Annotated in this window: 20 protein-coding genes and 1 tRNA gene; 13 read left to right on the top strand and 8 right to left on the bottom strand. The window is 64.6% G+C overall.

Annotated features, from left to right (window positions below):
- Positions 1 to 1,197, bottom strand: a complete 1,197-nt coding sequence (locus OPU69_RS06750; RefSeq protein ID WP_066114806.1) for an efflux RND transporter periplasmic adaptor subunit — start codon at positions 1,195 to 1,197, stop codon at positions 1 to 3.
- A 260-nt stretch (positions 1,198 to 1,457) separates the two neighbouring features.
- Here OPU69_RS06750 and folE point away from each other — a divergent pair, with 260 nt between their 5' ends.
- Entirely contained in the window at positions 1,458 to 2,072 is a 615-nt protein-coding gene (folE, locus tag OPU69_RS06745; protein ID WP_060976917.1) for a GTP cyclohydrolase I FolE, read from the top strand.
- 48 nt (positions 2,073 to 2,120) lie between these two features.
- Here folE and OPU69_RS06740 read toward each other — a convergent pair whose 3' ends face one another.
- Positions 2,121 to 2,597 carry a peroxiredoxin gene (locus OPU69_RS06740; protein WP_060976970.1) on the bottom strand — a complete coding sequence of 159 codons (477 nt, stop codon included), beginning with the start codon at positions 2,595 to 2,597 and terminating at the stop codon, positions 2,121 to 2,123.
- Between the two features lie 223 nt (positions 2,598 to 2,820).
- Between OPU69_RS06740 and ahcY the strand changes: the two genes are divergently transcribed.
- The 4 genes from ahcY (at position 2,821) to OPU69_RS06720 (ending at position 5,832) form a co-directional block, all read left to right on the top strand.
- On the top strand, positions 2,821 to 4,239 hold the full coding sequence (gene ahcY / locus OPU69_RS06735; protein WP_498509952.1) for an adenosylhomocysteinase: 1,419 nt from the start codon (positions 2,821 to 2,823) through the stop codon (positions 4,237 to 4,239).
- A gap of 173 nt (positions 4,240 to 4,412) precedes the next feature.
- A complete protein-coding gene (fsa, locus tag OPU69_RS06730; protein WP_023836351.1) occupies positions 4,413 to 5,066 on the top strand; it encodes a fructose-6-phosphate aldolase in 654 nt (217 codons plus the stop codon).
- Positions 5,067 to 5,127: 61 nt separating this feature from the next.
- Positions 5,128 to 5,412, top strand: a complete 285-nt coding sequence (locus OPU69_RS06725; RefSeq protein ID WP_067511881.1) for a ribbon-helix-helix domain-containing protein — start codon at positions 5,128 to 5,130, stop codon at positions 5,410 to 5,412.
- Between the two features lie 3 nt (positions 5,413 to 5,415).
- A complete protein-coding gene (locus OPU69_RS06720; protein WP_060976920.1) occupies positions 5,416 to 5,832 on the top strand; it encodes a putative toxin-antitoxin system toxin component, PIN family in 417 nt (138 codons plus the stop codon).
- A 4-nt stretch (positions 5,833 to 5,836) separates the two neighbouring features.
- On the opposite strand, the gene OPU69_RS06715 is transcribed toward OPU69_RS06720, so the two are convergent.
- Positions 5,837 to 7,027, bottom strand: coding sequence for a penicillin-binding protein activator (locus OPU69_RS06715; RefSeq protein ID WP_060976921.1), 1,191 nt, complete (start codon positions 7,025 to 7,027; stop codon positions 5,837 to 5,839).
- 27 nt (positions 7,028 to 7,054) lie between these two features.
- On the opposite strand from OPU69_RS06715, the gene rsmI reads away from it, so the two are divergent.
- Genes rsmI through OPU69_RS06695 form a run of 4 tightly spaced genes read left to right on the top strand, consistent with a single transcriptional unit; the run spans position 7,055 to position 9,870 of the window.
- On the top strand, positions 7,055 to 7,906 hold the full coding sequence (rsmI, locus tag OPU69_RS06710; protein ID WP_498509949.1) for a 16S rRNA (cytidine(1402)-2'-O)-methyltransferase: 852 nt from the start codon (positions 7,055 to 7,057) through the stop codon (positions 7,904 to 7,906).
- The gene (locus OPU69_RS06705; RefSeq protein ID WP_060976922.1) at positions 7,899 to 8,261 is read left to right on the top strand and encodes a YraN family protein; all 363 of its coding nucleotides are present in this window, start codon (positions 7,899 to 7,901) and stop codon (positions 8,259 to 8,261) included. Before rsmI ends, OPU69_RS06705 begins: the two co-directional genes overlap by 8 nt.
- Positions 8,262 to 8,305: 44 nt before the next feature.
- Entirely contained in the window at positions 8,306 to 9,256 is a 951-nt protein-coding gene (gene gshB / locus OPU69_RS06700; protein ID WP_060976923.1) for a glutathione synthase, read from the top strand.
- Positions 9,253 to 9,870 carry a DedA family protein gene (locus tag OPU69_RS06695; RefSeq protein WP_060976924.1) on the top strand — a complete coding sequence of 206 codons (618 nt, stop codon included), beginning with the start codon at positions 9,253 to 9,255 and terminating at the stop codon, positions 9,868 to 9,870. The genes gshB and OPU69_RS06695 overlap by 4 nt, the downstream gene beginning before the upstream one ends.
- 6 nt (positions 9,871 to 9,876) lie before the next feature.
- Here OPU69_RS06695 and OPU69_RS06690 read toward each other — a convergent pair whose 3' ends face one another.
- The 4 genes from OPU69_RS06690 to rph are packed head-to-tail and all read right to left on the bottom strand — an operon-like array spanning position 9,877 to position 13,343.
- The gene (locus tag OPU69_RS06690) at positions 9,877 to 10,788 is read right to left on the bottom strand and encodes a tyrosine recombinase XerC (protein ID WP_498509946.1); all 912 of its coding nucleotides are present in this window, start codon (positions 10,786 to 10,788) and stop codon (positions 9,877 to 9,879) included.
- Between the two features lie 12 nt (positions 10,789 to 10,800).
- Entirely contained in the window at positions 10,801 to 12,003 is a 1,203-nt protein-coding gene (gene hemW, locus OPU69_RS06685) for a radical SAM family heme chaperone HemW (protein ID WP_498509944.1), read from the bottom strand.
- Positions 11,993 to 12,625 carry an RdgB/HAM1 family non-canonical purine NTP pyrophosphatase gene (rdgB, locus tag OPU69_RS06680; protein ID WP_498509942.1) on the bottom strand — a complete coding sequence of 211 codons (633 nt, stop codon included), beginning with the start codon at positions 12,623 to 12,625 and terminating at the stop codon, positions 11,993 to 11,995. Before rdgB ends, hemW begins: the two co-directional genes overlap by 11 nt.
- A 4-nt stretch (positions 12,626 to 12,629) precedes the next feature.
- Positions 12,630 to 13,343 carry a ribonuclease PH gene (rph, locus tag OPU69_RS06675; protein ID WP_060976928.1) on the bottom strand — a complete coding sequence of 238 codons (714 nt, stop codon included), beginning with the start codon at positions 13,341 to 13,343 and terminating at the stop codon, positions 12,630 to 12,632.
- A gap of 132 nt (positions 13,344 to 13,475) precedes the next feature.
- On the opposite strand from rph, the gene OPU69_RS06670 reads away from it, so the two are divergent.
- Both OPU69_RS06670 and OPU69_RS06665 read left to right on the top strand, forming a co-directional pair.
- Positions 13,476 to 13,551: transfer RNA gene (locus tag OPU69_RS06670), tRNA-Val, on the top strand.
- A gap of 91 nt (positions 13,552 to 13,642) precedes the next feature.
- The gene (locus tag OPU69_RS06665; protein WP_498509940.1) at positions 13,643 to 13,852 is read left to right on the top strand and encodes a hypothetical protein; all 210 of its coding nucleotides are present in this window, start codon (positions 13,643 to 13,645) and stop codon (positions 13,850 to 13,852) included.
- 10 nt (positions 13,853 to 13,862) lie between these two features.
- Here OPU69_RS06665 and OPU69_RS06660 read toward each other — a convergent pair whose 3' ends face one another.
- Entirely contained in the window at positions 13,863 to 14,471 is a 609-nt protein-coding gene (locus tag OPU69_RS06660; RefSeq protein WP_498509938.1) for a TlpA family protein disulfide reductase, read from the bottom strand.
- Between the two features lie 19 nt (positions 14,472 to 14,490).
- On the opposite strand from OPU69_RS06660, the gene argH reads away from it, so the two are divergent.
- Both argH and OPU69_RS06650 read left to right on the top strand, forming a co-directional pair.
- Complete coding sequence (gene argH / locus OPU69_RS06655) at positions 14,491 to 15,867, top strand: argininosuccinate lyase (protein ID WP_498510200.1); 1,377 nt, start codon at positions 14,491 to 14,493, stop codon at positions 15,865 to 15,867.
- Positions 15,864 to 16,121: a hypothetical protein gene (locus OPU69_RS06650; protein WP_498509936.1), complete on the top strand. Its 258-nt coding sequence runs from the start codon at positions 15,864 to 15,866 to the stop codon at positions 16,119 to 16,121. The genes argH and OPU69_RS06650 overlap by 4 nt, the downstream gene beginning before the upstream one ends.
- Positions 16,122 to 16,127 lie beyond the last annotated feature (6 nt).

Below are 16,127 nucleotides of genomic sequence, written 5' to 3'. Positions count from 1 at the left end.
TTAGCTCGCCGTTGCCTGGGCGGGGGCGGGGGTGGAAATGGGCTGCGCGATCGGTGCGTCATCCCTGGCGCGTGCCTTGATCTGGCCCTTGCGCGGGGTCACCACCATGCCTGGCTGCATCCGGGTGAGGCCGTCGATGACGATCCGCTCGGTCGGCGCGATGCCTTCGCGGATCACGCGCAACCCTTCCACCATGGGTCCGGTCTGGACCGGGCGCGGAGCGACCTTGTTGTCCTTGCCCAGAACGAAGACCAGCTTGCGCGTCTGATCGGTGATGATCGCCTCGTCGGGCACCAGCAACGCCTTGTACGTGCCCGAGCCCAGCAATCGCGCGCGCCCGAACATGCCCGGGACCAGGAAACCGTTGGGATTGTCCACCATCGCATAGGCGGTGATCGTGCCGGTATCGGGGCTGATGCCGTTGTTGAGGAACGCCATGCGACCGCGCCAGCGGAAGCTGGGCTCGTCGGCGAGCTGGATTTCGACCGGATTGGGCGCATAGCGCGAACTGCGCCGCTCGCCGCCTGCATCCTGGCGGATATATTTGAGGTAGAAGGCCTCGGCACCATCGAAGCTGAACCGGATCGGGTTGATGCGGACGATGCGCGTCAGCTCGGTCTGCCCGGCAGTGACGAAATCGCCGACATCGACCATCCGGTTCGAGGTGCGGCCCGAGATGGGAGCACGCACTTCGGTAAAGGAAAGATCGAGCTGGGCCTGCTGTCGCCGCGCCTGTGCAGCGGCCAATGATGCCTGAGCGCTGCGCAGATTGGCGGCGAGCGTATCGGCTTCTTCCCTGCTGATGGCATCGAAGCCGACAAGCTCGCGACCCCGCGTGGCCTGCGCCCGAGCATTGGCGAGAGCGGCACGCGCGCTGGCGACGCTCGCTTCAGCCTCGGCCAGCGCAGCGCGGAAGGGTCGTTGATCGATCACGAAGAGCAACTGTCCCTTGCCGACATCGCCGCCATCGCGAAATGCGACGCGCGAGATCGGCCCGGAGACCCGAGCGACCAGCTGGACATCCTCATCCGCCGTGAAGCGACCGATATATTCGTCCCAATCGACGACCTCGCGCTGCAACGGCACGGCGACGGTCGCGGCGGGCGGCGGGGGCGGCGTGGGTGGCTCGGACGAACAAGCGCTGACGAGCAGCGCGAAGGCTGCCGCGAAGAGCGCGCATCTGGGGGGGACGCGCATCAGTGACTCCGGATTTTGATATTGCACCGCAACATCGTGGCGGAAACGTAACGGAAGGTCCAGAGAAAAAAGTTGCAATTAACAACTAATCTATGTTTGTTTTTTGCAACTCATCTGGCGCAACCCGCAAATGCGAGGATTGTTCCACAATCGTGGTCAGGTTGTAGCGGACCAGGCCGAGCGCGCTCCCTTGCAAGGTTGTAGTGCGGTGTCGCGCACCCTATCTGACGCGGAAGTTCACGATGAAGGGGGAATGCCTGATGTTGTACCATGATGCCGAGGATGACGGCGATCTGACGGAAAAGGGCAAGATACCCGTTCCCCAGGACGTTCAGCAGGCCATAGTCACATTGCTGCGCTGGACCGGCGACGATCCCGAGCGCGAAGGCTTGCGCGATACGCCGCTGCGCGTCGCACGGGCGTGGAAGGAATATTGCTCGGGCTATGGCGACGATCCGAGCGTGCATCTCAGCCGCACGTTCGAGGAGGTCGGTGGTTATGACGAGCTGGTGCTGCTCAAGGACATTCCGTTCCAGTCGCACTGCGAGCACCATATGGCGCCGATTATCGGCAAGGCCTCGATCGCCTATATGCCCAGGGATCGCGTGGTGGGCATTTCCAAGCTGGCGCGCGTGCTGCACGGCTATGCCAGGCGGCTGCAGGTACAGGAGCGTCTGACCGCAGAAGTCGCCGCCTGCATCTGGGAGCATCTGCAGCCGCATGGCGTGGCGGTGGTGATCGAGGCGAGCCACAGCTGCATGACCGCGCGCGGCGTCCGCACCCCGGGTGTCGGCATGATCACCAGTCGCCTTCTCGGCTGCTTCCTGGATGACCATCGCTCGCGCAAGGAAGTGATGGGCCTGATGGGCTATTGAGGCCCGAATAGCCCTCTCCCTGCCAGGGGAGAGGGCATTCAGCAAAGTTCAAAGCTGCTCGAGCATGTAATCCGCGCTGCTGACCTTGAAGTCGCCCGGCTCTTCGACGAACAGCTTGTCGACCACGCCGTCCTTGACGACCATGGCGAACCGCTGGCCGCGCTTGCCCATGCCGAAGCCGGTGCCGTCCATGGTGAGGCCCAGAGCCTCGACGAAATCGCCATTGCCATCCGCGAGCATCGCGATCGAATCGGCATTGGCTGACTTGCCCCAGGCGCCCATCACGAACGCATCGTTCACGGCGGTACAGGCGATCTCGTCGACCCCCTTGGCCTTGAGCGCATCGGCCTTTTCGACAAAGCCGGGAAGGTGACGGGCCGAACAGGTCGGCGTGAACGCACCGGGGACCGAGAACAGCGCGACGGTCTTGCCCGCGAAGAAATCCTTCGCCTCGACCTGCTGCGGCCCTTCGGCGGTCGCGCGGACGAACTTGGTGTTGGGGATGGTGTCGCCGACGTTGATCATGGCATTCGTCTCCTGCTGGATATTGGAACCGGGCTGCATGTTGTCCCGTAGCCAGCGCATTGCAAGAGCCCATCGCCGAGCCTGCCCCAATTCCCGATTGTTGGTCTTGGTCTAGGCATATAAAGGAATCTTTATATTTGCCTGTCAGGCCGAGTCTGGCTATGGGAGCCGGAGTTTCCGATCGCCCCCTTGGCCATTCGGACAGACATTCAGGAGATATTGCGTGGCCAGTGCCCCGACCCTCGACCGCAACGATTATGTCGTTGCCGACCTTTCGCTCGCCGATTTCGGCCGCAAGGAAATCGCGATCGCCGAAACTGAAATGCCCGGCCTGATGGCGATCCGCGAAGAATATCGCGCCGCCCAGCCGCTCAAGGGTGCCAAGATCACCGGATCGCTGCACATGACCATCCAGACCGCCGTGCTCATCGAGACGCTGGTCGCGCTGGGTGCCGAAGTCCGCTGGGCAACCTGCAACATCTATTCGACCCAGGATCACGCCGCTGCCGCGATCGCCGCGCAGGGCATCCCCGTGTTCGCCATCAAGGGCGAGACGCTGGAAGAATATTGGGAATATGTCGATCGCATCTTCGACTGGGGCGCCGAGCAAGGCACCACCTGCAACATGATCCTCGACGATGGCGGCGACGCCACCATGTACGCGCTGTGGGGCGCGCGCGTGGAAGCGGGTGAAGAGCTGTTTACCCCGACCAACGAGGAAGAAGAGTGCTTCGTCAAGGTGCTGAAGCGCCGCCTGGCCCAGACCCCGGGCTATCTCACCAAGACCGTCCAGAACATCAAGGGCGTGTCGGAAGAAACCACCACCGGCGTGCACCGCCTGTATGACCTCGCCAAGAAGGGCAAGCTGCCGTTCCCCGCGATCAACGTCAACGACAGCGTCACCAAGTCGAAGTTCGACAACAAGTACGGCTGCAAGGAATCGCTGGTCGACGGCATCCGTCGCGGCACCGACGTGATGATGGCCGGCAAGGTCGCTGTCGTGTGCGGCTATGGCGATGTGGGCAAGGGTTCGGCGGCGTCGCTGCAGGGTGCGGGCGCCCGCGTGATCGTTACCGAAATCGATCCCATCTGCGCGCTGCAGGCGGCGATGGACGGCTTTGCCGTGCAGACGCTGGAAGACGTCGTGTCGACCGCCGACATCTTCGTCACCACCACCGGCAACAAGGACGTCATCACGCTCGATCACATGCGCGCGATGAAGGACATGGCGATCGTCGGCAACATTGGTCACTTCGACAACGAGATCCAGGTTGGTGCGCTCGAGAACATGAAGTGGACCGAGATCAAGCCGCAAGTCGATATGGTCGAATTCCCCGATGGCAAGCGCATCATCATGCTGTCCAAGGGCCGTCTGCTCAACCTCGGCAACGCCACCGGCCATCCCAGCTTCGTGATGTCGGCCAGCTTCACCAACCAGGTGCTGGCACAGATCGAACTGTTCAGCGGCGCCAACAAGTACGAGAACCAGGTCTATGTGCTGCCCAAGCACCTCGACGAGAAGGTCGCCCGTCTGCACCTCGCCAAGCTGGGCGTGAAGCTGACCGAACTGACCAAGGAACAGGCAGCCTATATCGACGTGCCGCTGACCGGTCCGTTCAAGAAGGACGAATATCGCTACTGATCCGCTGCGTTCCGGATCTGCCGGAACGAGGACAGATCAAGGGCCCGCTCCGCACCACGCGGGGCGGGCCTTTTGCATGGGCGACAATCGCCCTCGGGCCGATTTCCGTTAACGCGCAAGCCCCCGCGCGCTATAGGCCAGCGAGAATCGCCCCCTTGCTGAGGAGCCAGCCCATGAAATTCTTCGTCGACACCGCAGACACCGCCGAAATCGCCGATCTCGCCGCGACCGGCCTGCTCGATGGCGTCACCACCAACCCGTCGCTGATCGCCAAGTCGGGCCGTGATTTTCTCGAAGTGACGAAGGAAATCTGCGCGCTGGTCGAAGGCCCGGTTTCGGCAGAGGTGGTCGCGCTCGACCATGAGACGATGATGAAAGAGGCCGAGATCCTGCGCAAGATCGCCGACAATGTCGCGATCAAAGTGCCGCTGACGCTCGACGGCCTCAAGACCTGCAAGAAGCTGACCGACGACGGCACGATGGTCAACGTGACCTTGTGCTTCTCGGCCAACCAGGCGCTGCTCGCGGCCAAGGCGGGCGCGACCTTCATCTCGCCGTTCGTCGGCCGTCATGACGACAACGGCTTCGACGGCATGGCGCTGATCGAGGACATCCGCCTGATTTACGACAATTACGCCTTCGACACCGAAATCCTGGTCGCCTCGATCCGCCACCCGATCCACGTCCTCGAATCCGCCCGCATCGGCGCGGACGTCGCCACTATGCCGCCGAGCGTGATCCGCGGCCTGTTCAAGCATGTGCTCACCGACAAGGGCATCGAAGGCTTCATGGCCGACTGGGCGAAGACGGGGCAGTCGATCGGGTAATGGTCGCTTTCGGCAGGGCCACTGATTGTTGAATCTTTGCTCTTGGTGTATGGATGATGCCATGACCAAGCGCTCCAACGCATTGCCGGAAGAAGCCGTACGCTGGAATCTGTCGGTTTCGAGCGACACAGATAGCGCTCTGCGCAAATGGCTGGCTGGTAAGGGTGCGAAGCGCGGAGACCTGTCACGCTTTGTCGAAGATGCGGTGAACCGTCAGGTTTTGCGAGAAATGATCAACGACATCCATGCACGCAACGCTCATCTGCGCGCAGCCGATGTCGAGCAGGTGATTGAAAACGAGATGCGGGACGTCCGTGCGAATTTTTGGCCGGATCAGCGCAGCTAGGGCATGCGCGTGGTGCTGGACACGAACGTCCTGCTCAGCGGCGTCATTTCACCCAATGGCATTCCAGCGATATTGATCCAAGCATGGATTGATAATCGATACACACTGGTCAGTCATGCACTTCAGTTTGCCGAGTTCCGCGAGGTAAGCAGACGCGAAAAGATCAAAGCACTGGTCAAACCCCATGAGGCAGGACGCTTGCTTAACCGCATAACCTCGCTTGCCGAAATTCCCGTCCGGCTTCCCCCGGTTCAACGCTCCCGCGACGCCCGGGACGATTTTCTTCTGGCTCTATGTGAGGCAGGGGCTGCCGATCGGCTGGTAACAGGGGACAAGGACGACTTACTTGTCCTGCGCCGCCACCAACGTACCACCATATTGGGAGCCGCCGAATTTGCGATGGAACTGGGGTTACGATAGCTAATCAATCTGCAAAGCTCTTCGGTGCAGGCGATGCTACCGTCAGCGTGCCCGCGCCCACCTGCTGCACTTCGAGCAGACGCTCCGCAACACCCGCACGGTTGAAGCGGAACGCGCCGTCCAGGCCGATAAAGCCGCCTTCGTCGCGCAGGCGGTCCATCGGGAAGGGGGTGCCGGGCTTCCAATCGCGGGCGATGCGGGTGGTGAGCAGCACGCTATCATAGCCCAGGGTCGAGAGGCGGAAGGGATCGGTGCCGAATTGCGCGCGGTATTTCGCGGCATATTGGCGGTAAAGGCCGTCCGAGACGCTGGCGAACCACGCGCCGCGCATCGCGGCCGACGAGGGCAGGGCGCGTTCGGTGTTCCACAATTCCGTACCCAGGATGCGCGCATCGGTCCCGCCATTGGCGCGGATCAGCGGTACGATGCGGATCGCGGCCGCGCCGCTATCGGCGATCAGGATCGCTTCATAGGCGGTGTCGCCCTGCATCTTCTTCAGCGCAGCGGTAATCGCGGCATTGCCCGCGCCATAGCTCTGCATCGACACGACCGTGCCGCCCGCAGCCTTGACCGAGGCGAGCATGGCGGACGAGGCGCGCTGGCCATAGGTGCCGGCGGGGACGAGCGCGGCAAAGCGGGTGATGCCCTGCGACCGGGCATGGCGCACCACGCGGTCGATCGACTGGGCGGGCACATAGCCCATGACGAAGACGTTGTTGCCAGCGATGCCGACATCGTTCGAATAGCTGATGATCGGCACGCGCGCGGCATTGGCGGCGGCGGCGATGGCGACGACGTCGTCGCCCAGCAGCGGGCCGAGGATCAGGCGGTTGCCATCGGCGATCGCGCGCTGCGCGGCGGCCTGCGCACCGAGCGCGGTGTCATAGCTGGTGATGCGGATGTTGCTGGCCTTGGTGTCCATCAGCGCGAGCGTCGTGGCATTGGCGATCGACTTGCCGACCGCGGCGTCCTTGCCCGACAGCGGCAGCAGCAGCGCGATACGGTGACGTGTTTCGTCGGTCGGCAGCACGCCGGTGATCTTGCCGTCATCGGGCTTGGTCACAGGCTTGTCCGGCTGCTGGCTGGGCGTCGGCGGCGGGGCGGTCTTGGGTACCATCGTCTGGCACGCCGCCAAAGCCATCGACCCCAGCACCAGCATGAGAATGGCCTGCCATTTGCGATAAAACTGTTTCACTGCTTGTCGCTCCCGCCCTGCCGGTCCATGAACATCCGCGTGATTCATGATCCCGAACCCGGCCTGTATATCGTTGCGACCCCAATCGGCAACCTTGGTGATCTCTCGGACCGCGCCCGGCGGGTGCTGGAACAGGCCGATCTGATCGCCTGCGAGGACAGCCGGGTCACGGGCGGGCTGCTCCATCATCTCGGCTTCAAGCGCCCTCTCATACGGTATGACGACCATGCCCGCGCATCGGATCGCGAGCGGCTGATTTCCGCGGCATTACAAGGGCCTGTCGCGCTGGTCAGCGATGCGGGCACGCCGCTGATCTCCGATCCTGGCTACAAGCTGGTGCGCGAGGCACGCGCGGCAGGGGTGGCGATCCATTCGGTGCCAGGGCCATCGGCGGTGATCGTCGCACTGACCCTGGCGGGACTGCCTACCGACAGATTTTACTTTCATGGCTTCCTGCCCAACAAGGCCGGCGCGCGCGATCGCGAGATTGCCGCACTGGCGGCGATCCCGGCGACCCTGGTCTTTTATGAAAGCGCCAAGCGGCTGGCGGCGTGCCTGGCGGCGCTGCAAGCCGGGCTCGGCAACCGCGAGGCGGCGGTGGTGCGCGAGATCAGCAAGAAATTCGAGGAAACCCGCACCGGTACGCTTGCCGAGCTGGCCGAAAGCTATGCCGATGCAGCGCCCAAGGGCGAGATCGTGATCGTCGTCGGCCCGCCACTGGAGGACGAAGGCGAGGCAGACGAGGATGAAGTCGAAGCCGCGCTGGCGCAAGCGCTCGCCACCATGCCCCCGGGCAAGGCCGCAGGCGAGGTCGCAAAGCGCTTCGGGCTCGATCGCAAGGCGCTCTATGCGCGGATCATGGCCGAGCGCGATGGCTGAAGCGCGGCGCAAGCAGGCCGAGGCGGCGGGACGGCGCGCCGAGACGCTCGCGGCCTGGTGGCTGCGGCTCAAGGGCTGGCGCATCCTGGCCCATCGCGTGCGCACCCCCTTTGGCGAGGTCGATCTGGTGGCGCGGCGCGGGCGCATCGTCGCCTTTGTCGAGGTCAAGCACCGCCAGAGCCTGCGCGAGCTCGACGAGGCGATCGATCATCACCGCCTGCGCCGCGTCGCTGCCGCCGCCGAGGCGCTGATGCCGCGCTTCGTGCGCGACGGCCAGGATGCACGCATCGACGTGATCCTGCTTGCGCCGGGGCGCTTGCCGCGCCATCTGACGCACGTCTGGCAGGGTGACTGACCGCCGCTGCCCCTCTTTCTGGTTCGAACAAAGGCTTTTCCCCCATGAAAATCGCGGTGCAGATGGACCCGATGCCCGGCATCAACATCAAGGGTGACAGCAGCTTCGCGCTGATGCTGGCGGCACAGGCGCGCGGCTACACGCTCTATCATTATGACGTCGCGACGCTCAGCTACGAGGCGGGCCAGATCACGTGCCACGCGCATCCGGTGACGGTGCGCAACGTTCCGGGCGATCATTACAGCTTCGGCGATCCGGTGCGGCTCGATCTCGGCGAGGATGTCGATGTCGTGCTGATGCGGCAGGATCCTCCCTTCGATGTCGGCTATATCACCGCGACGCACATTCTCGAGCGCCTGAAGGGCCGCACCCTCGTGGTCAACGACCCCGCATCGGTGCGCAATGCGCCCGAAAAGGTCTATGTGCTCGATTTCGAGCGCTTCATGCCGCCGACGCTGATCACCCGATCGCTCGACGAGGTGAAGCGCTTCCAGGCGAAGCACGGCGCGATCGTGGTCAAGCCGCTGCACGGCAATGGCGGCAAGGCGGTGTTCCTGATCGGCGAGGATGGCGCGAACCTTTCCGCCCTGGTCGAGCTGTTCGGCCAGATCTGGCGCGAGCCGTTCATGGTTCAGCCCTTCCTTCCCGAAGTCGCACAGGGCGACAAGCGCATCGTGCTGGTCGATGGCAAGGTCGCCGGCGCGATCAACCGCAAGCCGGGCGAGGGCGAATTCCGCTCCAACCTCGCGGTCGGCGGCTATGCCGAGGCGGCGGAGCTGACGACACGCGAGCAGGAGATCTGCGACGCCATGGGGCCCGAGCTTAAGGAACGCGGGCTGCTGTTCGTGGGTATCGATGTGATCGGGGGCCATTGGCTGACCGAGATCAACGTCACCTCGCCGACCGGCATCGTTGCGATCAGCGCGTTCAACAACAGCGATGTTGCGGGCATGATCTGGGACGCGATCGAGGCGCGGCTGGAGAACAAGGCATGAGCGATTTCGTCATCGATCTGGTCGCGCGCGGCGGATATTGGGGCGTCGCGTTCCTGATGGCGCTGGAAAACGTGTTTCCGCCGATCCCTTCCGAGGTGATCATGGGCCTGGCCGGCATCGAGGCGGGCAAGGGCAACATGAACTTGTGGCTGGTGATCTTCGCAGGCACCATCGGATCGGTCGCCGGCAATTATTTCTGGTATGCCATCGGCCGCGCGTTCGGGCTCAAGCGGCTGGATCATTTTGTCGCGCGCTGGGGCCGCTGGTTCACGCTCGATCGGTATGAGATTGATCGATTTACCACGCTGTTTCACCGCTATGGCGGCGCGACCATGTTCTTCGCGCGCATGATCCCGACGGTGCGCACGCTGATCTCGCTGCCCGCGGGGATTTTCGAGATGAGCCGCACCAAGTTCCTCGTCTGGACCTTCGCGGGTGCGGGCGTGTGGAACGTCGTGTTCGCAAGCATTGGCTATCAGCTGGGCGCACGGTTCGAGGAAATCGACAAATATACCGGCCCGGCGTCGACCGCAGTGATCGGTATCATCGTGCTGGTCTATGTGATCCGCGTGATCTTCTGGCGGCCGCATCCCGATCCCGTCCAGCAGGACTGAGCGCGATCAGGCACGCGGATGCGCGTTCTCGTACACGTCGAGCAGATGCGCGGCATCGACCTGGGTGTAGATCTGGGTCGATGAAAGGCTCGCGTGGCCGAGCAATTCCTGCAGCGAGCGCAGGTCCGCGCCGCCCGCGAGCAGATGCGTCGCAAAGCTGTGGCGCAGGGCGTGCGGCGTCGCATCCTCAGGCAGTCCGAGGAGGCGGCGCGCATTCATCATCGCGCGGCGGACCAAAGCCGGGGAAAGCGGCCCGCCGCGCGTACCCCGGAACAGCGGCTGGTCGCGCTCCAGCCCAAAGGGAACCAGCGCGGCATAATGCGCAATCGCCTCGCGAAGCTGCGGCAGCACCGGTACGACGCGCGGCTTGTTGCCCTTGCCGATGATGCGCAGCGTCTCGCCGACCGGCAAAATCTCGGCCTTCAGTCCCGTAGCCTCACTGATGCGCAAGCCCGCACCATAGAGCAGCAGCAGCACCGCCCAGTCGCGCGCCTGCACCCAGGCCGGAGCGTCGCGCGCCGCCATGCTGTCGCCCAGCGCCATGATGTCATCGGGCGCGATCGGGCGAGGGAGCGAACGCTTGAGCCTTGGCCCCTTGAGGCGGGGAGGTGCAACCTCACTACCAGCTTCGGACGCAGCAAAGGCGAGGAAGGCGCGGATCGCCGACAGTTCGCGTGCGGTGCTGCGGTTGCTCAGGCCATCGCCGCGTCTTGACGCCAGGAAGGCGCGCAGGTCCGCCGGAGTCGCGCTGGCAAGGCGGCGGTCGGTCGCAGCCTCACCCCAATGATCGCCCAGAAAATCGACCAGCCGCTCGGCGGTGGCGACATAGGCGCGCACGGTGTGCAGCGAACGGCGGCGATTGTCGGTAAGGTGCGACCGCCAGCGCTCGAGCAGGTGCGGGGGCGGGTTCGCGGTCATGCTGTCAGGCTATCAGAGCGCTTGCGGCGGCTCAATCGCAACCAGTTCAGCGAGCAGGGCATCGAGCAGCGGCATGCCTTGCTCGGTCACGGTCAGATGCGAGTCGGTCATGTGCACCAGGCCCAGCGCCGCCAGCTTTTCGGCAGCCGCCCGGTCGATCAGCGCAGCCTCTTCCACGCCCGATAGCGCGGCGATCCGGGCCAGATCGACACCTTCTGCCAGGCGCAGGCCCATCAGCAGCGCTTCCATCGCGCGCGTCTCCGCGTCCAGCGGGCGTTCGACCGACAGGCCATGGCCGTTGCGCGCAATCGCGCCGAGATAGTTTTCCGGCTTGCGGTGCCGCTCGGTCGCAAGGCTACCGCGCCGCCCGTGCGCGCCGGGACCGATCCCGGCATAATCGCCATAGCGCCAATAGGTGAGATTGTGGCGGCTCTGTTCGCCGGGGCGGGCGTGGTTGCTGATCTCATAGGCGAGCAGGCCGTGCGCGCTGGTCAGGCTGCGGGTCAGTTCGAACAAGTCGGCGCAATGGTCGTCATCGGCGGGAATGAGCTCGCCGCGCCGCACCAGCGTCTCGAAGCGCGTGCCGGGCTCAATGGTCAGCTGGTAGAGCGAGAGATGCCCGGTGCCGAAGCTGAGCGCGCGGCGCAGCTCGGCCTCCCATTGGCTGAGCGTCTGGCCGGGCCGGGCATAGATCAGGTCGAACGAGACGCGGCCGAAATGCTGCTGCGCGGTAGCGAGCGCGCGTACTCCCTCCTCGACGCCATGCGCACGTCCGAGAAAGCCGAGCGTCGCATCGTCGAGCGCCTGCAGGCCGAGCGACACGCGGTTGACCCCCGCGCGCGCGAGATCGACAAAGCGCGCGGCCTCGACCGAAGAGGGGTTGGCTTCGAGCGTGATCTCGATGTCCTGGCTGGCGGGCCAATGGCCGGTGGCCGCCTCGATCAGCGCCTCGACCAAGGCGGGCGGCATCAGCGACGGCGTGCCGCCACCGAAGAAGATCGAGCCGAGCCTGCGACCCGGCAGCAGCGCGGCTTCATGCGCGAGATCGGCGAGCAGGGCCGCCTGCCATTCAGCGATGTCGACGCTCTCGCGGACATGGCTGTTGAAATCGCAATAGGGGCATTTGGAGACGCAGAACGGCCAGTGGATATAGAGCGCCAGCGGCTCCGCCCGGTCATCCGCCACCGGAGACGCAGTCACGGGTTCAGCGCTCAAGACAGGCCTTGACCAGCTTGGCAAAGGCATCGGCGCGATGGCTGATCGCGTGCTTGTGCTCGGGGTCCAGTTCCGCGAAGGTCTGCTCGAACCCGTCGGCGACGAACACCGGATCGTAGCCGAAACCGAGCTTGCCGCGCGGTGGCCAGGTCAGCGATCCGCTGACACGGCCTTCGAACACTTCAGCATGACCATCAGGCCAGGCGAGCGCCAGGGTGCAGATGAAATAGGCGCTGCGATCGACATCGGGGCCGAGTTCGCACAGCCGCCCCTCGACCTTGCCCATGGCCATATACCAGTCGCGCCCCGGTGCGCCTTCGAACCATTGACGTTCCGCCCAGTCGGCGGTGTAGACGCCGGGCGCGCCGTCCAGCGCCGCGACGCACAGACCGCTGTCATCGGCGAGTGCGACGCAATTGGCCCCCTTGGCCGAGGCATGCGCCTTGAGCAGCGCGTTCTCGGCGAAGGTCGTACCGGTCTCTTCGGGCTCGGGCAGGCCGAGATCGCCCGCCGAGACGGGCTCGATGCCGAACGGTTCGAGCAGCGCGCGAATCTCGCGCACCTTGCCCTGGTTATGGCTGGCGATCACCAGCCTGCCGGGTTCGAGCCTGCGTGCCGCCATGACGTCAACCGACCGCCTTGCCCTGCGCTTCGAAAATCTGCGCGCAGCCCATGCGGGCGAGGCGCAGCAGGCGCAACAGCGCTTCCTCATCATAGGGCGCGCCCTCGGCGGTCGCCTGCGCTTCGGCGATATTGCCGCCCTCGATCAGCACGAAATTGGCATCGGCATCGGCATTCGAATCCTCGATATAGTCGAGGTCGAGCACCGGCGTGCCCTGGTGGATGCCGCAGCTGATCGCAGCGACCTTGGCAGTGATCGGGTCTTCCTTGATCAGCCCCTGCGCCATCAGTCCGTTGACTGCGAGGCGCAGCGCCACCCACGCGCCCGAGATCGACGCGGTGCGCGTGCCACCATCGGCCTGGATGACGTCGCAATCGACCGTGATCTGACGCTCGCCGAGCTTCTTGAGATCGACGACCGCGCGCAAGGAACGCCCGATAAGCCGCTGGATTTCCTGCGTACGGCCCGACTGCTTGCCCTTGGCCGCCTCGCGCTGGCCGCGCGTGTGCGTCGCGCGCGGCAGCATCGAATATTCCGCCGTCACCCAGCCTTCGCCCTTGCCCTTGAGCCAGGGCGGAAGGCGCTCCTCGATGCTTGCAGTCACCAGCACGCGGGTATCGCCGAAACCGATCAGGCAGCTGCCTTCGGCATGCTTGGTAAAGCCGGTTTCGATGCTGATGGTCCGCATTTCGTCGGGGGCGCGGCCGGATGGGCGCATAAGTGATTCTCCAATAGGTCGGACCCGCTGTCCGTTCCGCGCCGATAGCGGGCGGTTGGCAGATTGGAAAGCGCCAAGCCTCTTGCCAGCCGGAAACAAAAATGGCAGGGGACGCGCCTTGCCAGCGACCATGGGCGATTAGCTCAGTTGGTAGAGCATCTCGTTTACACCGAGAGGGTCGGCAGTTCGAGCCTGTCATCGCCCACCATGGTCCCGCAATATGTTGCGCCAATGCAACGCGAATTTACAAAATCATCGCTAGCAGGTTTCGTTCAGCTACTGGTCAGGCTGTTCAGCACATGAACGTGCGCATGCCGAGCCATCTGATCCTGACAGTCATTATAGGCAGCACCCTGCCGCTGCTGCCTGTCTCGTTCGTCAACCTTGATCGCACCGCGCCCGCGCAAGAAGAATGCATCGGCAAGAAGCGCGTTGCGACCGCGCCGACCCGCGCCAAGCGAGAGGCACCGCGCAAGCGATGCCGGGTAATTGCTCCGATATTGATGTAATTGCTGACGCTCAGCCCTTGGCGGCGAGCGTCTCTTCCATAAGCGCCGATGCGCGGGTGCCGTTCCAGTCCATCCCGCCGATCATCCGCCAGACTTCCTTGCCTTGCGCATCATACAGCACCGTCGTCGGCATCACGCCGGTCTGATAGCTAAAGCCCAGATTGTTTTCCTGATCGGTATAGGGCTGCAGGTTCTTGAAGCCCTTTTCGGCAAAGAACGGCGCGATCTTGTCCAGATTCTGCATGTCCTGCGACACGGTCAGCACGACCAGCCGGTCCTTCTCGCGTGCCGCCAGGGCATCCAGTGTCGGCATCTCCACCACGCACGGGCCGCACCAGGTCGCCCAGAGATTGACTAGCACCGGCTTACCCTTGAACGCGGCGAGCGTGACCGTCTTGCCGTCGGGAGCCTTGAAGCTGACGTCGGGCGCGGCCTTGCCCCGCTGCGAGATATCGAGCGTGCCCGAGAGCGGCACATCGGCCCCGGCCTTTTCTGCGGTTTTTTCCGCGCCTGCGGGTTGCTCCCCGGCGGGCGATTGCCTATCGCAGCCGCCGATTGTCAGCGCGGCCAGGGCCAGCACCGGCCAGAGGCTGCGGCGCGAAAGATGGACGATAGGCATGGGAAACAACTCCAACAGCATGTGGGGCGGACGCTTCGCCGCCGGGCCATCCGACGTGATGCGGGCCATAAATGCTTCGATCCCGTTCGACAAGGCGCTGTGGCGGCAGGATATTGACGGGTCGCTGGCGCATGTCGCGATGCTGGGCGCGCAGGGCATCATTCCCGCCGAAGATGCCGAGGCGATCACGCAAGGCCTCAAGCAGATCGCGGAGGAATATGCCGCCAATGGTGTCGCCGAGGACTGGGCGCTCGAAGACATTCACATGCATGTCGAAGCGCGGCTGTCCGAGCTGATCGGGCCCGCAGCCGGGCGGCTGCACACCGCGCGTTCGCGCAATGACCAGGTCGCGACCGATTTCCGCCTGTGGGTGCGCGATGCCTGCGATGCCGCCGATGCCGCGCTGAAAGCCCTGCAGACCGCTCTGGTCGACCGCGCCGAACAGCATTGCGACGCGATCATGCCGGGCTTCACCCATTTGCAGATCGCCCAGCCGGTGACCCTGGGCCACCATCTGCTCGCCTATTACGAGATGTTCGCGCGCGACCGCGACCGCTTCGCCAGTGCCCGCGCGCGGATGAACCAGTGTCCGCTGGGTTCGGCGGCGCTCGCCGGGACCGGTTTTCCGATCGACCGCGACGCCACCGCCACGGCGCTTGGCTTTGCGAGGCCTACCGCCAATTCGCTCGATGCGGTGTCCGATCGCGATTTCGCGCTCGATTATCTGAATGCCGCCGCGCAATGCGCGCTGCACCTGTCGCGCCTGGCCGAGGAGTTCATCATCTGGGCGAGCCAGCCTTATGGCTTCGTCAAGCTGCCCGACAGCTTCTCGACCGGATCGTCGATCATGCCGCAGAAGCGCAACCCCGATGCGGCCGAGCTGGTGCGCGGCCATGCCGGGCGGATCATCGGCTGCCAGACTGCGCTGATGGTGACGATGAAGGGCCTGCCGCTCGCCTATTCCAAGGACATGCAGGACGACAAGCCACCGGTGTTCGAATGCGAGGGCCTGCTGATGCTCAGCCTCGCCGCGATGACCGGCATGGTTGCCGAGACCGGCTTCGATACCGCCGCAATGCGCAAGGCGACCGAGCGCGGCTTTGCCACCGCGACCGACCTTGCCGACTGGCTGGTGCGCCAGGCCGGCATCCCGTTCCGCGAGGCGCATCACATTACGGGTGCGGTGGTCAAGCTGGCCGAGGGCAAGGGTGTCGCGCTCGATGCGCTGGCGCTGGACGAACTCCAGGCGATCGACCCGCGCATTACGGAGGCCGTATACCCCGCGCTGTCGGTCGATGCCTCGGTCGCAAGCCGCAACAGCTATGGCGGCACTGCGCCCGATCAGGTAAGGCATCAGGTGGCCCGCGCCCGTGCCGCGCTGGCGGGAGAAGCATGATGCCGCGTAGCTCGATTCTGATTACCGGTACCGCCATTGCCGCCTTGGTCGCGCTCCCCAGCTGCGGCAGTCGGCAAAAGCTGACCGCAGTCGAGGGCACGAAACCCGTGCCCCCCGCCTATGGCGCGGTCGGTGCCGCCGGACCCAACGAGTTGCTCGAGGCGAGCACCCAGGCGCGGCCCGAGCGCAATGTCGAACTGCGCCGCAAGTCCGAAGCGCGGGTCGACGATCCGTTCGATCTTCCCCCCGAATAAATAGGA

The sequence above is a fragment of the Blastomonas sp. 34TW genome (assembly GCF_059803595.1).
This window is presented reverse-complemented; position numbering and strand designations above follow the sequence as displayed.

What these genes read in the sequence shown, in the direction of transcription:
- OPU69_RS06750 (WP_066114806.1), bottom strand. Translation starts at nt 1,197, where the DNA reads ATGCGCGTCCCCCCCAGATGCGCGCTCTTCGCGGCAGCCTTCGCGCTG.
- folE (WP_060976917.1), top strand. Translation starts at nt 1,458, where the DNA reads ATGTTGTACCATGATGCCGAGGATGACGGCGATCTGACGGAAAAGGGC.
- OPU69_RS06740 (WP_060976970.1), bottom strand. Translation starts at nt 2,597, where the DNA reads ATGATCAACGTCGGCGACACCATCCCCAACACCAAGTTCGTCCGCGCG.
- fsa (WP_023836351.1), top strand. Translation starts at nt 4,413, where the DNA reads ATGAAATTCTTCGTCGACACCGCAGACACCGCCGAAATCGCCGATCTC.
- OPU69_RS06725 (WP_067511881.1), top strand. Translation starts at nt 5,128, where the DNA reads ATGACCAAGCGCTCCAACGCATTGCCGGAAGAAGCCGTACGCTGGAAT.
- OPU69_RS06720 (WP_060976920.1), top strand. Translation starts at nt 5,416, where the DNA reads ATGCGCGTGGTGCTGGACACGAACGTCCTGCTCAGCGGCGTCATTTCA.
- rsmI (WP_498509949.1), top strand. Translation starts at nt 7,055, where the DNA reads ATGAACATCCGCGTGATTCATGATCCCGAACCCGGCCTGTATATCGTT.
- OPU69_RS06705 (WP_060976922.1), top strand. Translation starts at nt 7,899, where the DNA reads ATGGCTGAAGCGCGGCGCAAGCAGGCCGAGGCGGCGGGACGGCGCGCC.
- gshB (WP_060976923.1), top strand. Translation starts at nt 8,306, where the DNA reads ATGAAAATCGCGGTGCAGATGGACCCGATGCCCGGCATCAACATCAAG.
- OPU69_RS06695 (WP_060976924.1), top strand. Translation starts at nt 9,253, where the DNA reads ATGAGCGATTTCGTCATCGATCTGGTCGCGCGCGGCGGATATTGGGGC.
- OPU69_RS06690 (WP_498509946.1), bottom strand. Translation starts at nt 10,788, where the DNA reads ATGACCGCGAACCCGCCCCCGCACCTGCTCGAGCGCTGGCGGTCGCAC.
- rdgB (WP_498509942.1), bottom strand. Translation starts at nt 12,625, where the DNA reads ATGGCGGCACGCAGGCTCGAACCCGGCAGGCTGGTGATCGCCAGCCAT.
- rph (WP_060976928.1), bottom strand. Translation starts at nt 13,343, where the DNA reads ATGCGCCCATCCGGCCGCGCCCCCGACGAAATGCGGACCATCAGCATC.
- OPU69_RS06665 (WP_498509940.1), top strand. Translation starts at nt 13,643, where the DNA reads ATGAACGTGCGCATGCCGAGCCATCTGATCCTGACAGTCATTATAGGC.
- OPU69_RS06660 (WP_498509938.1), bottom strand. Translation starts at nt 14,471, where the DNA reads ATGCCTATCGTCCATCTTTCGCGCCGCAGCCTCTGGCCGGTGCTGGCC.
- argH (WP_498510200.1), top strand. Translation starts at nt 14,491, where the DNA reads ATGTGGGGCGGACGCTTCGCCGCCGGGCCATCCGACGTGATGCGGGCC.
- OPU69_RS06650 (WP_498509936.1), top strand. Translation starts at nt 15,864, where the DNA reads ATGATGCCGCGTAGCTCGATTCTGATTACCGGTACCGCCATTGCCGCC.